The following is a 15,502-nucleotide window of genomic DNA, read 5'->3' as shown; positions in this document are numbered from 1 at the left end:
GCTATGACTTGTAGTACTACGCCTTGTAGTACTACGTTGGGTGGACGGCCACCCCGTGGACTGTCGTGGCCGCCGCCGCAGGGAGAAGCCATGCACAACGAAGAGAACGAGGAACACTGGAGCGACCACGCCATCTGCCGGGGCGCTGATCCTGATCTGTTCTTCCCGATCGGGTACTCCGTGCCCGTCCTCCAGGCGCAGGAGGAGGCCGCCAAGGCGATCTGCGCCAACTGTCCGGTCGTATCGGACTGCCTGTCGTGGGCGCTGAAGGTGGGGGAGCCCGACGGCATCTGGGGCGGGACGACGCCGGAGGAGCGCCGCTACCTGCGCCGGACGGCCGAGGCGCCCGCGCGCAAGCGGCTGCCGGTGATCGTGGTCCGGGGGGACGCGTCGGAGTCCGAGCACGCCTCCGCCGCCTAGGGGCACCTTCGGGGTGGTGTGAGCGTTGGGCTGGTGACGGCAGGGTCATCCGGATCTACGGTGGCGTACATGAGCTATCCCCCTGACAGGCGACGCTCCGAAGGACTCCTCGAAACGGGCGCGCGGGCGCTGGCCGCGGCCCTCCTCGTCGGCGGCGTGGCCGCGGCCATGTGGGTGCTTGAGCTGTTCGACGTCTACGCGAACGACCAGCGGCTCGACCAGTTCGGCATACAGCCGCGGGACGTGGCCGACCTTCCCGACGTCTTCACCGCCCCGTTCATGCACGCGGGGCTGGCGCACCTGACGGCCAACACGCTGCCCTTCCTCGTCCTGGGGTTCCTCGCGGCGGTCCGGGGCATCGCGAAGTTCCTCGCGTCGACCCTGATCGTCATCGTGGTCGGGGGGCTCGGGGTGTGGTTCACCAGCTCGGCCAACACGCTCGGGTCCAGCATCCTGATCTTCGGGTTCTTCGGCTACCTCGTCGGGCGGGGGCTCTTCGAACGGCGGCTCGCCGACATCGCCATCGCGGTCGCCGTGGTCGCTGTGTACGGGACGATGCTGTTCGGCGTGATCCCGAGCGACCCGGCCATCTCGTGGCAGGGGCACCTGTTCGGGCTGATCGGCGGGGTTCTGGGCGCCTGGTTCCTGCGCCGTGACACTAGTGCGGCCTGACGGTGACGTCCGAGACGACCGCGTCCCGGGGCGTCTCCAGGGCCCCCACCAGGACGCGGGCCACCGTCGCGGGCGCCGCGAAGTCGTCCTCGGCGTAGGGGTGGCCCTCCTGGGCGCGGACGCTGCGCTGCATCTCCGTGGCCGTGCGGCCAGGGTAGACGGTGGTGACGCGCAGGGACCGCTCCTCGTGGCGGAGGGAGTCGGCCAGGGCGCGGAGGCCGAACTTGCTCGCGGCGTAGGCCGACCATTCGGGGTTCGCGCGCAGCCCGGCCGTCGAGTTGACGAAGACGACGTGCCCCTTCGCGGCGCGGAGGGCGGGCAGGAGCAGTCGCGTCATCTCCGCGGCCGAGACGAGGTTGACCGACAGGTGGGCGATCCACTCGTCGGCCTCCAGCTCCGCGACCGGGGACAGGTGGACGACGCCGGCGGCGTGGACGAGGCCGTCCAGGCGCGTGGGGAGCCCGTCCATGGCGAGGGCGGCCTCGATGCGGCGCGGCTCGGACAGGTCGAGCTGGATCGTCCGGATGGACCGGGTGGAGGCGGGGCCCGTGGGGGCCGTCGTGTCGATGAGCTGGGTCGCGGCGTGCGCGCCGGTCCTCAGCTCCTTGGCCAGCTCGTCCAGGCGGCCCGCTGAGCGGCCGGTGAGGATCAGGTCGTGGCCGCGCTCGCGCAGCAGCCGCGCGACCGCGGCGCCGATGCCGCCGGTCGCCCCCGTGATGAGATACGTGCCCATGGAGCCCCATTCTCCTGGATCTTCGGACCGTCCGCCCACTCGGGTGGGACGCGGGGGAACCCGGATCAGTTCGGGCGCAGCACGCGGGTGACTCCGGCGATCAGGGCGGTGGCCAGCACCCATCCGGTCGCGACCAGGACGTACGCCGCCCAGCGGGACCAGCCCGTCGCGTCGAACGCCTGCTGCTGACCGAAAGTGTCCAGGGGGATCAGCAGGTCGAGGCTGTAGACGAGCGCGTGGAACTCGGGACGCTCGTCCGGCTGCTTGATCGGCTTCGGGGGGTCGAGGGAGAAGACGGTGGTGCCGGCGGCGAGCAGCGCGCCGAACCACGCGAACGCCAGCCACGGCCGGTAGCCGTAGCCGACCGTCCAGTCGAGGACGTGGTTCCAGCAGCGCCCGACCGGGTTCAGCCGCCGGCGGCGCGCGCGCAGCTTCGCTAGCTGCACCTTGCGGGCCAGATCGTCCGAGCCGACGCTGTGATACCAGGCCGCGAGCTGCTCGTAGGGCTGGAGGTGGAACTCGGGGTCGCGGGACACCCAGCTCAGCCGGTCCTTGTACGTGCCCTTGGAGCGCAGCGTCTCGTAGGTGAGGCCGTTGAGGTACAGCTCGTCCGGCCAGATCTCCGGGCTGTCCATGATGAGGTCGATGCGCGAGTAGGACAGCGACACCCGGCCCCTGATCTTCTCCGCGGGCCACAGGAGCAGCTCGTCGGCCTGGATGTGGCTGGCGTGCAGCGCCATCCGCCCGGGGTCGCAGGAGTCGAGGACGCTCGTGGAGAACGACAGGATGCCGTTGACGCGGGCGCTGCGCAGCCGCACGGTGCCGCGGGCGGTGAAGCCGCCGCTGAACTCGGCGGCGTCCTCGACGACCATGTTCTGCGCGTCCAGGGCGAGGCGGCCGGGGTTCTCCAGGGTGGTGCCCTGCATGAACAGGCCGCCGTTCATCCGGGCGCCGACGAGCCGGACGCCGCCGGTGATCCGTGAGTTCTGCACGAACGCGCCGACGTCCACGACGAGCCCGCCGCTGAACAGGGCCCACTTCTCCGGCGCGCTCGCGGTGATCTCCATCTTGTTCATCCGCAGGCCGCCGCTGATCTGCGCGCGGGGCAGCCAGATCTCGCCCTCGACGATCGACCCGGACAGGCTGACGTAGCCGTCCGCGCGCAGCCCGCCGCCGTCGAATCCCGGCATCCGGCATTCGGAGAAGCGGAGCTGCCTCGTCTGCGCGTTGGAGAAGTCGGGCTTCTCGACGATCCTGCACCTTTCCAGGCGCAGCTCGTGCTCGACCGTCCCGCCCGACAGGTCGAACCGCCCGACGACGTAGGCGCCGCGCAGCCGCACGGACGCGACCGACCCGGGACGGGACTCGCCCGCGCCCAGCAGCAGCCGGGTGATGATCTCGGCGCGGACGATCCGGTCCGGCAGCGGACCGGCGGGACGGTCGTCGCCGAGGACGACCGTCCCGCCGGAGGGGAACGCCGCCCACAGGCGTCGTTCGGCGTCGTTCATTCCCGGGGGGTGGGCCACGGGCACCCTTTCTACGGGCAGACCACCTTCGCGATCAAGGTGGGCCCGGGCCGGAACCGCCTAGAAGAAGCCCCTGCGCCGCCCGGCGTCCTGGAGGAAGCCGCCGAGCTGCTGCTCCCAGTCGACGCTGCCGACGGACGCGTAGTCGACGGTGAAGCGGCTGAACGCGTCGTGGCCCTCGGACAGCAGCCCGCCGCGCTTGTCGAGCTCCAGCACGACCTCCATCGCCTGCGGGTAGGAGACGAACGTCACTTCGAGCTGGTTGATGCCCCGCGAGAACTGCGGCGGAGGCATGAACTCGATCTCCTGGTAGAACGGCAGCTCCTGATGCACGCCCCAGATGCGGCCCTTCTCGCAGTCGGCGTTGCGGAACCGGAAGCCGAGGTTGGAGAACGCGGCGAGGATGCGCTCCTGCGCGGGCAGCGGGTGGACGGCGATCGGGTCCAGGTCGCCCGGGTCGAGCGCCCCGGCGACCTCCAGCTCGGTCGCGAGGCCGACAGTGGTGCCGTGCAGGGGCTGCCCGTACATGTGGGTGAGGGGCGCCTCCCATGGGATCGGGAACTGGAACGGGACGCTGTGCCGCGCGCCCTCCGCCAGCTGGAAGTTCCCCGCGACGGGCATCTTGGAGTACTCCAGGTTCGAGGTGTACTCGTTGTCGCCCGACTCGACCTCGACCCGCGTGCGCAGCGCCAGGTTGACGGCCTTGATGTCGGAGTTGAACTGGCCGCCGACGATGGTGATCTCGCCCGTGACGACGGCGCCGGGCGTGGTGTTCGGGTCGTGCAGCACGGTCTCGATCGAGGGGCCGCCGATACCCATCGCCTGACGCAGCTTCTTGAAGACCAAGGTGTGTCCCTCCCTGTTCGAGCATCCCCCTGGGCGCTCTCGTCCCATAGACGCCCCTAGGGGAGGGTACGTTCCCGAAAGGTGTTGTGACCTGCGATTCGGTAGATTCCGAGCGGTCAGTGGCCGCCGCCCCCGGCGAGATTGAGCCCGACGACCCCGGCGATGATCAGTGACAGCGCGCCGATCTTGACGGCGGAGACGTCGTCGCCCATCACCAGCATGCCGAGCACGGCCGTCCCGACGGCGCCGATGCCGACCCACACGGCGTAGGCGGTGCCGACCTCCAGGGTCTTCAGCGCGAGGTTGAGCAGGCCGAAGCTGGTGACGGCGAACACGAGGAAGCCGAGTGACGGGAGGAGTTCGGTGAAGCCCTTGCTGCCCTTCAGGCACAGGGCCATCGCGACCTCGAACAGGCCGGCGACGATGACGAGGATCCAAGCCATGGGTGGTGCTCCCGGACGACGAGACGGCAACGGTCGACGCGTCGTCTTCGCCTGCCGGGTACGGCGCACCTCGTCCGGGAGAACCCGCCAAGGGCCCTCACAAGCGACAACGCCCCCGCCAAAGCCGGTGTTCCCGCCGATGACGGAAGTCACCGGCGGGAACACCCAAACTTCGTCCAAGCCCGCTGGACGGGCGTGGGGCGACGGGGGCGGATCAGCGGGGGCGGATCACAGGGACCGGCCGAGGGCGCGGTACTCCCAGCCCGCTTCGCGCCACCGGACGGCGTCGAGGGCGTGCCGGCCGTCGACGATGCGCTTGTGGCGGACGACCCGGGCCAGCGCGTCCGGCTCGATCTCCCGGAAGTCCGACCACTCGGTCAGCAGGACGACGACGTCGGCGTCCTCGGCGGCGTCCAGCGCGCTCTCGCCGTACCGCAGCTCGGGGTAGGCGCGGCGGGCGTTGTCGAGGGCGGCGGGGTCGAAGACGCGCACGTGGCCGCCGAGACCGTGCATCGTGCGCGCGACGTCCAGCGCGGGCGCGTCACGGATGTCGTCGGAGTTCGGCTTGAACGCCGCGCCCCACGCCGCGATCCGCTTGCCGGAGATCTGGCCGCCGAGCAGCTCGCGGACGAGGTCCACGGTGCGGGCGCGGCGGCGGCGGTTGATGTCGTCCACCTCGCGCAGGAACGACACGGCCTGCCCGACGCCGATCTCCTCGGCGCGGTGCGCGAACGCGCGGATGTCCTTCGGGAGGCAGCCGCCGCCGAAGCCGAGGCCGGGCCGCAGGAACTTGCCGCCGATGCGGTCGTCGAGCGCGAGGGAGTCGGCGAGGTCCTTGATGTCGGCGCCGACGGCCTCGCAGACCTCCGCCATCGCGTTGATGTAGCTGATCTTGGTGGCGAGGAACGAGTTCGCCGCGACCTTCACCAGCTCGGCGGTGGCGAGGTCGGTGCGCACGACGGGGGTGCCGAGGTCCAGGACGGGCTTGAACGCGGCGCGCAGCCGCTCGTCCGCCCAGTCGGAGGCGACGCCGAACACGAGCCGGTCCGGGCGCATCGTGTCGTCCACGGCGAAGCCCTCGCGGAGGAACTCGGGGTTCCAGGCGAGCTCCACCTCCGTGCCGGCGGGGGCGAGCTCGTGCAGGACGCCGGTGAGCCGCGCGGCGGTGCCGACCGGGACCGTGGACTTGCCGACGACGAGGGCGCGGCGGTCCAGGTGCGGGGCCAGGGCGCGGACCGCGGCGTCCACGTAGGTGAGGTCGGCGGCGTCCGAGCCGGGCTGCTGCGGCGTGCCGACGCACACGAAGTGCACGTCGCCGAACTTGCCGGCCTCCTCGAACGACGTCGTGAAGCGCAGCCGTCCCGACTCCAGCGCCTTGCTGAGCAGCTCCGGCAGCCCCGGCTCGAAGAACGGGACCTCCCCCGAGGCCAGCCTGTCGATCTTGCGCTGGTCGACGTCCACGCCGACGACCTCGAACCCGAGCACGGCCATGCAGATGGCGTGCGTGGCACCGAGGTAGCCGGTGCCGATGACGGTGAGCCGCGGGGACTCCGTCGCGTTCATTCGCGCTTCTCCTAGTTTCATGTCAGTTGGTGACGGACGCTCCCGTGGCCTCAGGAGCACGAGCCCTTCTTCGTCAACCGGCCGCCCTGGACCTTGTTGCCGCAGTCGATCGTGTTGCCGCCGACGGTGTCGTTGATGCCGACGCCGCGGCCGCCCGCGAGGTCGATGACGTTGCCGCGGAAGATGTTGCCGCGCCCCCAGCCGTCGACGATCTCGTGGGTCTGGAAGCCGTCCAGGGGCGTCTTGGTGCCCTTGTTGCCCTCGATCAGGTAGCCGTTGCCCTTGACGTCCACCCACGAGTCGTTGTGCTTGTCGCCGCCCGTCCGGGAGCCGTCGAAGACGTTGCCGAGGATCTTGCCCCCGGTCGTCCCCTCCTTGATGTCGATCGCCTCGGCGGTCGCGCGGATCACGTTGCCGCGGACGACGTTGTGATCGCTCTTGTCCATCTTCCCGCCGGTGACGTCGCCCCAGTTCGACTCGGCGGTGCCGAGGTAGACGCCCTCGCCGAACTTCTCGCGCCGCAGCCCCGTGTTGTAGATCTTGTTGTACTGGACGGTGTTGCCGGTGGAGAAGTTGCGCAGGTGGATGGCCTCGTCACCGATGTCGTGGACGGTGAGGCCCTGGATGACGGACCCGTTCGTGGTGTCCCCCATCACGCCCTTCTGGCTGTTCTGGACGGAGAACCCGATGAGCCGCCAGTAGTTCGCCTTGTTCAGGTGGAACGCGTAGCCCTTCTTGATCCCGCCGCCGTCGATGACCGCGTCCTCGCCGCCGCACAGGAAGATGGGCTTGTCCTGCGTGCCGGACGCGGTGGCGACGAACTTGCCCGTGTACCGGCCCGCCTCCATCTTGATGACGTCGCCGGGCCGCGCCTCCGCCAGGGCCCGCTCCAGGCCGCGCGCGTCGCTCACGGTCTTCGTCGGACGCGGGCAGGTGATCTTGCCGGCGCCGCCCGGGACGGGCAGGGCCAGGGCCGGGCCCTTCGACGCGCTCTCCGGCGTGCCGCCGTCGCCCTCGCCGCCGTCGCCCTCGTCCACCTTGCCTCCCTCGTCGCCGCCCTTCGCCGGGCCGACGGTCCCCTCGCCCGAGGTCCGCTTCGAGTCACCGTCGTCCTTCCCGGTGAACAGGATCACCAGGGCGCCGACGACGACCGCGCCGACCAGCAGCCCCAGGACGAACTTGATATCGATCTTCACCGTCATGTGCCGGACTCCCTCACAGACCTCAGACGCGGCGGAGCAGCTGGACCGGACGCTCCTCCAGCTTGGTCTGCCGCTCGTACGGGTGGGCGCCGCGGCGGCCGATGCGCAATGCGGAGCCGCGCGAGCGGAACATCGAGATGGCGACGAGCAGGAACACGCCCGCCCAGATCAGGTTCATGGGCTTGAAGATCCGCTTGACCCATGTCCAGAAACCCGCGGTCTTGTGCCATCCCTTGGTGTTGTTACCGGTCGCGGCGTATGTGCCGGTGGCGCGGTCGACGTCCATGACGCTCGTCCCGGCGCCGCCGATGGTGTTGCCCGTGATGCGGGTGCCGGAGACGTCGCCGCGCAGGGTGATCCCGTGCCGGCGCGCCGACTGCACCGTGTTGCCGGTGATGGTGCTGCCCGCGTCCCGGACGTACAGCGCCGTCTTCGCGCCGACGACCACGTTCCCGGACACGGTGCCGCCGCGGACGCCGTCGCGCAGCACGATGCCCTGCCGCTCAGGGCCCTTCACCTGGTTGCCGGAGATCTGCACGCGCGTCGCGCCGCCGCGCGCGACGATCCCCATGTCGCCGCCGATGATGCGGCTGTTCTGGACGGCGACGTTGTCGCCGCCCAGCATCTCGACCCCGTACCGGCGGTTGCCGCGGGCGACGCTGCTGCTGATCAGGTTGCCGCCGAACGCGGTGACGGCCTCGCCGGACGCGGACGGGCCCTCGGCGAGCGGCTGCCCGTTCAGGGTGAAGCCGTTGCCGCCGTTCTCCTCGGACGTGCAGTTCGCCACCCGGACGCCCTCGGTGCCGCGCGACAGGACGAACCCGTCGCCGCGGCTCCCGGCGACCGTCGTGTTCTCGATCACGGCGTTCTTCGCGAACCGGTGCAGGATCACCCCGTGCACGAGGCTGTTCCGGATCGTGTTGTTCGTGAGCTGTGTCTGGTTGGACGCGGTCACGAACAGACCGTACGCGTCGCCGGTGAACGTGGAGTGGTCGATCGTCCCGCTCACCAGGTTCGCGGCGGGCACGAAGAACGAGGCGCCCCGTCCGCCGCCGCCCGCGGGGGAGACCTCGACCTCCTCCCGGTTGCCGCGGGTCGGCTCGTAGGTGCCGTTCGGCAGCCGCACCGCGCGGGGCGGGGCGGGCACGCCGGTCGGCTCCGCGGCCGAGTCGGGACGGTCGGAGCCGGTCAGCGCGACGCCGCCGGTCCGCCCGCTCCAGAACCCGAGGTCGGAGACCTGCGTGTACTTCATGGTGAACTCGCCGCCGATCGCGCGGATGTAGGCGCGTCCGTCGGTCACCTGAGTGTCGGGCCGGTGCGTGTCGTCGTTCCAGCTCGTGAAGCGGACGGGGTTCTGCGCCGAGCCGTTGACCCGGACCATCCCCCCGGCGCTGACGATCGAGGTGAAGGCGCCGGGGACGCTGCGCATCCGGATCGTCAGCGGGCCGGTGGAGCTCTGCAGGATCAGCTTCCCGCCGGCGGCGACCATCACGTTGACGCCGAGCAGGTAGGAGCCGTCGTTCTGCTTCTGGAAGTCCTGCCCGGCCAGCTTGGCCAGCTCCGCGATGTAGTAGGGCTGGCGCCGCTGCGGGAGCATCAGCGTCCGCCCGTTCGCGGACGTGAGCAGCCGCGGCACGCGCGCCGCCGCGGCCTCCGCGCCGCCGCCCGCGAGGTCGGACTCCTGCTTGGCGCGGATCTGCATGATCCGCGTGTCCTCCTGGTCGACGAGCGTGGCCTGCTGCTTGGCCGACTCCGCGGACACGTCGTTGACGTCCGGCATGCCGGAGTTCTGGCCGGTGTAGAGGCGGTAGCCGTAGGTGCCGCCGCCGACGAGGCCGAGCACCAGCACGGTCGTCACGACCTTGCGGCGCCGCCGCTTCTTCGGCGGGGGTGCCGCGCCGTGCCGGGGGCCGCCGGGCTCTTCGGGTCCGCTCATGTCAGACGCCCCTCCGTTCCGGCTGCGGGAGCCCGTGCCGCGGCGTCGGGTGCGGCGGCTGCGCGGGCAGCTCGCCCGTCGTCGCGCCCGCCATCGCGGGCGTCAGCGGCGGTACCCCTCCGGGACCCGCGCCGGGGCCGGGGCCCTGACCTGGGCCCTGACCTGGGCCCTGACCTGGGCCGGGACCCGGACCGGGGCCGCCTGCGCCCGGTGCTCCAGGCGCTCCGGGTCCGCCGTGCGTGCCAGGACCGCCGTGCGTGCCGGGCATGCCAGGGGCACCGGCGGTACCAGGGGTACCGGAGGCGGGCGCCGGACGGCCCTGCCGGGGGCCGGGGCCCCCGCGGCGCGGCAGCCGCCAGACCGGGCGCTCCTCCAGCGGCCGCTGGAGGGTGTACGGGTGGACGCCCGTCCGCCCGAAGCGCCTGCCGTCCCCGCGGGCGCGCAGCATCGTGATGATGACCAGCGCGAAGACGCACGCCCAGATGACGTTCAGCGGCGTCATGTACCGCTGCGCCTTCATCCACAGCGACGCCGTGTCGTGCCATCCGTCGGTGTCGTTGTCGGCCTTGGTGACCCGGCCGTGGGCGCGGGACGTGCTCACCGCGCTCGTCCCGGAGCCGCTCAGGCTGTTGTCGCGGATCTCCGAGCCGCCCGAGCCGCCGATCAGCGTGATGCCGTGCGCGGACGCGCCCTTGATGACGTTCCCGACGAGCGTCCCGGACGAGTTGCGCAGGTAGATGCCGGTGCGCGGGCCGTCGACGGTGTTGCCGGCGAGGCTCGCGCCCTTCACCCCGTCACGCAGCGAGATGCCCTGGCGGACCTGCCCGGACAGCCGGTTCCCGGAGATCTGCACCTGCGTGGCGGCGGAGCGGACCACGATGCCCATGTCCCCGCCGATGACCCTGCTGTTCTGCACCGACAGCTTGTCGCCGCCGAGCAGCTCGATGCCGTAGTGGCCGTTGTTCCTGGCCAGGCTGTTGTTGATCGAGCTGTCGCCGAAGCTCTCCAGCGACTCGCCGGACGCGGACGGGCCGTCGGCCAGTGCCTGCCCGTTGACGGTGAAGCCGTTATGGCCGTTCCGCTCGGACGTGCAGCCGGTGACCCGGACCTTCTCCGTCGCCCTGGACAGCACGAACCCGTCGCCGCGGCTGCCCGTCACCGTCGTGTCGGAGATGGTGGCGTTCTTGGCGAACCGGTGCATGACCACGCCGTGCACCAGGCTGTTCTCGATCCGGTTGCTGGTCACCTGCGTCTGGTTGGAGCCGGACACGAACAGCCCGAACGCGTCGCCGCTGATCGTGCTGTGGTCGATCGACCCGGTGACCAGGTCGGCCGCCGGGACGTGGGTGGCGGTGCCGCCGGGCTTCTCGGTCTCGATGTCGCCGGGGCCGCCGCCCGAGCCGCCCTGCTGCTGTTGCTCCAGCCGCCGCTGCTTGTTGGCGTGCCGCTGCTCCTTGTTCAGGTGCTTGGCGGCGCTGGCCGGGCGGTCGGTGCCGGTGAGCGCGATGCCGCCCGTCCGCCCGCTCCAGAACCCGAGCCGGGACACGTGGGCGTACTTCATCCGGAACTCGCCGCCGACCGCCCGCAGGTAGGCGCGCCCGTCGGAGACCTGCGTGTCCGGCCCCCGCGTCCGCGGGTCCCAGCTCGTGATCTGCACCGGGTACCGGCGGTTGCCCTCGATCCTGATGTTGCCGCCGAAGCTGACGATCGAGCTGAACGCGCCCGGCATGCTGCCCATCCGGATCACGAGCGGCCCGCCGGACGGGTTGGACAGCAGCAGGCCCGCGCCGTCCGCGACGAACACGTGCGCGCCGAGCAGGAACGAGCCGTCCGGCAGCCGCTGGAAGTAGCGGCCCCCGTACCGGCGCAGGTCGTTGATGGTGTACGGCTTGCCGCTGTTCACCGCGGGCAGCACGAGCGTCTTGCCCTGGCTGGAGCCGAAGATCTGCGGCCGCTTCCACTGCGCGGTGGCCCGCCCGCCGATCTGCAGGATCGCGGCCAGCACCGACCGCGTCTGCATGATCCGCTGGTCCTCCCGGTCGACGAGCGCCGCCTGCTGCGTCGCGTCGTCCTGGGGTCCCGCGTGCGCGCGCGCCGGCCTTGGTGGCGTCGGCGCCGCGGCCGCCGGCAGCGCGGCCGGGACGAGCCCGAAGCCGGCCGCGAGACCGGCGCAGACCGTCCCGCGTCCCGCCGCGCGCAGCGCCCTGGGACGGAGTGCCGTGCCGATCACCTCAGCCAACCCCCTGGAGCGAACTGGCGCTCTGCCCGGCGCCGCCGACCTGGTCGGACGAGCGGGTCAGCCAGCCCTGTTTGTTCATCGTCACGAACGCGTACAGCTTGATCGGCAACGAGATCATCATGATGACCAGCGCGGTCAGCGGCAGCAGCAGGATCTCGCCGGGGTGGCGCCTGAGGTGCGAGTAACCGCGCACGCCGCGTCCGAACAGCACCCATCCGATCGCGAGCGAGATGCCGAGGGGGGTCAGGTTGTCCAGGATCCGGCTGAAGATCAGGTAGCCGAGCGTCACGCCCATGGTGACCGGCGTCAGCAGGATCTGCAGGACGGTGACCTTCGTGACGAACGGCGTCTTCCACAGCCAGCCCTTCCACAAGGCCGTGAGGTAGCAGCGGTAGGAGTTGCGGCTCCAGCGGATCCGCTGCTTGAAGAAGGCGCGGAACGAGTCGGGGAACATCGAGATCGCGCGCGCCGACGACTGGTGCACGGTCTTGTACCCCTGCGACAGGGTCAGCCAGGTGAGCCGCCCGTCGTCGCCGGCGATGCAGCGGCGCCCGAGGAAGAACTCGTTCTCCAGGTTCTCCACCACCGGCTGGATGACCGAGCGGCGGTACGCGGCGGTGCGTCCGGACAGGCACGCGACGCCGCCCTTGGAGCCCATCGCCGGGACGTAGTCGTAGTAGCGCAGGTTGACCAGCCAGTCGGCGATCCGCCGCCACACGCTCGTCGTGCGCTGGTAGACGTTCTGCTGCGTGCCGACCCCGCCGACCTGCGGGTCCTCGAATGGCATCTGCACCGCGTCGAGCAGCCCGGGCTGCCACCAGGTGTCGGAGTCGGCGAACACCACGATCTCGCCCCGCGCCGCGCGGATGCCGACGCCGAGCGCGGAGCGCTTGCCGGAGTGCTCGTAGATCAGCACGTGCAGCCGCGGGTCCTCGACCTCGGCGAGCCTGCGGTGCCCCTCGACGTCCTTGACGTCGATCACGATGATGACCTCGCTCGGGTCCTGCGAGAGCCAGCTGTCCAGGCACCGGATCAGGATCTCGGGGTCCTCACGGTACGACGGCACCACGACCGACACCGTCGTCCGGAAGTTGTTGACCACAGGCCGGTCCAAGCGGGACAGCACGACGCGGTAGAGCCAGAGCCCCCACACCAGCAGTCCCGCGAAGCCCAGCGGAACGAACTTCCGCCAGTCGCCTCCGGCGGTCGCCCCCGCGACCGTCTCCCAGGCGTCGCTCAGCCATCCCGTGACAGATGACACTCGTCCTCCCCTCCCGTGTGGTCACGGGAGGGGACAGCAGTCCCGAGCGCCCCCGCGCCATCTCTAGTTAGAGGGACCTCTTGGGGTGGTCGATCCACTTTTGCCAGATCTGGCCATACACGATCACCAGGTCAGACGGGGTGGGGTGCTTTATCGGTCACCTTGGAGTCGTGTCAAGCGAATGGCGCTAAATGCGAGGGAACCCATGCCTCCGCCATCTCGTGGACGGGCCGAGGACATCTTTCCGAAACACCCAACAGGTAGTTGAGTGCCCTGTATATAGCTAAAAGAGTGCTCTGTAGCTACTTGTCTGGTTTCTGTTACCGACAAGTAGAGGAGGGGGTCATCGGCTGTGAATTGTGTCACCTCAGGGAACCGGCGGGCGGGTCGATGTGGCCTGCATCCCGCGGATCGTCCTCTTCCGGGGTGGTCGGATCTGGTTACCAGCGGGTAGCATGATGGTGAGTTACTGACCAGTACCACGCGCGGGGCATCGGCCGCCGCTGGACCGGACGGAGTCTCGAATGGGGCACTACAAGAGCAACCTCCGGGACCTGGAGTTCAACCTCTTCGAGGTGTTCAGGCGCCAGGACCTCCTCGGCAGGGGGCCGTACGCGGAACTGGACGAGGACACCGTGCGCAGCGTCCTCGACGAGGTGAACCGCCTCGCCGAGGGCCCGCTCGCCGAGTCCTTCGAGGACGCCGACCGTCACCCGCCGGTGTTCGACCCCGCCACCGGCACCGTGACCATGCCGGAGGGCTTCAAGAAGTCGTTCAAGACGTGGATGGACGCCGAGTGGTTCCGGCTGGACCTCACCCCGGAGTTCGGCGGCAGCGGCGCCCCCCGCTCGCTCTCCTGGGCCGTCGCCGAGCAGGTGCTGGGCGCCAACCCCGCCGTCTTCATGTTCGCCTCCGGCCCCGGCTTCGCCCAGATCCTCTGGCACATCGGCACGCCCGAGCAGAAGAGGTTCGCCGAGCTGGCCCTTGAGCGGCAGTGGAGCGCCACGATGGTGCTGACCGAGCCCGACGCGGGCTCCGACGTCGGCGCCGGACGCGCGAAGGCCGTCCCGCAGCCGGACGGCACCTGGCACATCGAGGGCGTCAAGCGCTTCATCACCTCGGCCGAGCACGACATGGCCGAGAACATCTTCCACCTGGTGCTGGCCCGTCCCGAGGGCGCCGGGCCCGGCACCAAGGGCCTGTCGATGTTCCTCGTCCCGAAGTACCTGGTGGACCTGGAGACCGGTGAGCTGGGCGAGCGCAACGGCGCCTACGTGACCGGCGTCGAGAAGAAGATGGGCCTGAAGGTCTCGACGACCTGCGAGCTGACGTTCGGCGGGAAGAGCCCCGCCGTGGGCTACCTCGTCGGCGACGTGCACCAGGGCATCCGGCAGATGTTCCTGGTCATCGAGTACGCGCGGATGATGGTCGGCACGAAGGCCATCGCCACGCTGTCCACCGGTTACCTCAACGCGCTGGCGTACGCCAAGGAGCGCGTGCAGGGCGCCGACATGACGCAGATGACCGACAAGTCCGCGCCCCGCGTGACGATCACGCACCACCCCGACGTCCGCCGCAGCCTCATGACGCAGAAGGCGTACGCCGAGGGCATGCGGGCGCTGGTGCTGCTCGCCGCGTCCTACCAGGACGCCGTGCAGATCGCCGAGCACGAGGGACGCCGGGACGAGCGCGCCGAGAAGATCAACGACCTGCTGCTGCCCATCGTCAAGGGCTTCGGCTCAGAGCGCGCCTACGCGCTGCTCGGCGCGGAGTCCCTCCAGACCCTCGGCGGTTCCGGCTTCCTCCAGGACTACCCGATCGAGCAGTACATCCGTGACTCCAAGATCGACACCCTGTACGAGGGCACCACCGCGATCCAGGGCCAGGACCTGTTCTTCCGCAAGATCCTCCGGGACGGCGGCGCGTCCCTGAAGGAACTGGCGGGCGAGATCCGGGCGTTCGCCGAGAGCGACGCCGGCAACGGCCGCCTCAAGAACGAGCGCGCGCTGCTCGCCCGCGCCCTCGACGACGTGCAGGGCATCCTCGACCCGATGATCGGCTGGGCGCTCGGCTCGGCGGAGGACCCGAGGCAGCTGTACAAGGTCGGGCTCGGCACGTCCCGGCTGCTGCTCGCCCTCGGGGACCTGATCGTCGCGTGGCTGCTGTGCCGCCAGGCCGAGATCGCCCTCAACGCCCTCGGCGGCGACGGCGTCTCCGCCTCCGACACCGCCTTCTACACGGGCAAGGTCGCCGCGGCGCAGTTCTTCTGCCAGACCGTTCTGCCACGCCTGGCCGCCGACCGTGCGATCACCGAGGCCACCAGCCTGGACGTCATGGACCTTCCCGAAGAGGCGTTCTGACCGTCCACCGGACCTGACCGCCCCTCCGGGCCCCGCTCCGCCTCCCGCGGTCAGGGAAGCGGCCCCTGCCATCTCGCGTGGCAGGGGCCGCCGCATGCGGCCGGGTGCTGCGCTCGGCCGCCGGGCTCATTACTGTAAGCCGCGACCTCCCCGCCACCCCCATTCGACCGGAGAGCCCGATGCGCGCCGCCGCGAGCGTCCCTTTTGCCGTCTGCCTTGCCGGGCTGTTGTCCGCCGCAGGCTGTGCGAACTCCGGGAAGGCCGAGACGAGCGACCCCCCGACGGCCAAGGCGGGCGGCCC

12 protein-coding genes and 1 riboswitch are annotated in these 15,502 nt (G+C 70.7%); of the genes, 3 read left to right on the top strand and 9 right to left on the bottom strand.

The features are described from left to right. The first annotated feature begins 90 nt into the window (after nt 1–90). Nucleotides 91–420 carry a WhiB family transcriptional regulator gene (locus AGRA3207_RS19145; protein WP_231336088.1) on the top strand — a complete coding sequence of 110 codons (330 nt, stop codon included), beginning with the start codon at nt 91–93 and terminating at the stop codon, nt 418–420. 69 nt (nt 421–489) lie between these two features. Next, nucleotides 490–1,092: a rhomboid family intramembrane serine protease gene (locus AGRA3207_RS19140; protein WP_231336087.1), complete on the top strand. Its 603-nt coding sequence runs from the start codon at nt 490–492 to the stop codon at nt 1,090–1,092. On the opposite strand, the gene AGRA3207_RS19135 is transcribed toward AGRA3207_RS19140, so the two are convergent. The 9 genes from AGRA3207_RS19135 to AGRA3207_RS19095 form a co-directional block, all read right to left on the bottom strand. After that, complete coding sequence (locus AGRA3207_RS19135) at nt 1,079–1,825, bottom strand: SDR family oxidoreductase (protein ID WP_231336086.1); 747 nt, start codon at nt 1,823–1,825, stop codon at nt 1,079–1,081. The two genes, AGRA3207_RS19140 and AGRA3207_RS19135, sit on opposite strands and share 14 nt — an antisense overlap. A 65-nt stretch (nt 1,826–1,890) precedes the next feature. Further along, the gene (locus AGRA3207_RS19130; RefSeq protein ID WP_231336085.1) at nt 1,891–3,333 is read right to left on the bottom strand and encodes a translocation/assembly module TamB domain-containing protein; all 1,443 of its coding nucleotides are present in this window, start codon (nt 3,331–3,333) and stop codon (nt 1,891–1,893) included. 78 nt (nt 3,334–3,411) lie between these two features. After that, nucleotides 3,412–4,197: a sporulation protein gene (locus AGRA3207_RS19125; protein ID WP_231336084.1), complete on the bottom strand. Its 786-nt coding sequence runs from the start codon at nt 4,195–4,197 to the stop codon at nt 3,412–3,414. 116 nt (nt 4,198–4,313) lie between these two features. Beyond that, a complete protein-coding gene (locus tag AGRA3207_RS19120; protein ID WP_231336083.1) occupies nt 4,314–4,640 on the bottom strand; it encodes a DMT family transporter in 327 nt (108 codons plus the stop codon). Between the two features lie 35 nt (nt 4,641–4,675). Then, nucleotides 4,676–4,741, bottom strand: a riboswitch (guanidine-III (ykkC-III) riboswitch). A gap of 127 nt (nt 4,742–4,868) precedes the next feature. Beyond that, nucleotides 4,869–6,203 carry a UDP-glucose dehydrogenase family protein gene (locus AGRA3207_RS19115; protein WP_231336082.1) on the bottom strand — a complete coding sequence of 445 codons (1,335 nt, stop codon included), beginning with the start codon at nt 6,201–6,203 and terminating at the stop codon, nt 4,869–4,871. 50 nt (nt 6,204–6,253) lie between these two features. After that, nucleotides 6,254–7,405 carry a right-handed parallel beta-helix repeat-containing protein gene (locus AGRA3207_RS19110; RefSeq protein ID WP_231336081.1) on the bottom strand — a complete coding sequence of 384 codons (1,152 nt, stop codon included), beginning with the start codon at nt 7,403–7,405 and terminating at the stop codon, nt 6,254–6,256. Between the two features lie 22 nt (nt 7,406–7,427). Then, a complete protein-coding gene (locus AGRA3207_RS19105) occupies nt 7,428–9,341 on the bottom strand; it encodes a right-handed parallel beta-helix repeat-containing protein (protein WP_231336080.1) in 1,914 nt (637 codons plus the stop codon). Nucleotide 9,342: 1 nt separating this feature from the next. Continuing rightward, entirely contained in the window at nt 9,343–11,571 is a 2,229-nt protein-coding gene (locus AGRA3207_RS19100; RefSeq protein WP_231336324.1) for a right-handed parallel beta-helix repeat-containing protein, read from the bottom strand. Nucleotide 11,572: 1 nt separating this feature from the next. Beyond that, nucleotides 11,573–12,841, bottom strand: a complete 1,269-nt coding sequence (locus AGRA3207_RS19095) for a glycosyltransferase family 2 protein (RefSeq protein WP_231336079.1) — start codon at nt 12,839–12,841, stop codon at nt 11,573–11,575. A 524-nt stretch (nt 12,842–13,365) separates the two neighbouring features. On the opposite strand from AGRA3207_RS19095, the gene AGRA3207_RS19090 reads away from it, so the two are divergent. Further along, nucleotides 13,366–15,201: an acyl-CoA dehydrogenase gene (locus AGRA3207_RS19090; protein ID WP_231336078.1), complete on the top strand. Its 1,836-nt coding sequence runs from the start codon at nt 13,366–13,368 to the stop codon at nt 15,199–15,201. The last annotated feature ends 301 nt before the right edge of the window (nt 15,202–15,502 follow it).

Origin of the sequence: Actinomadura graeca, from assembly GCF_019175365.1 — a bacterium.
GTDB classification, from domain to species: domain Bacteria; phylum Actinomycetota; class Actinomycetes; order Streptosporangiales; family Streptosporangiaceae; genus Spirillospora; species Spirillospora graeca.
This window is presented reverse-complemented; position numbering and strand designations above follow the sequence as displayed.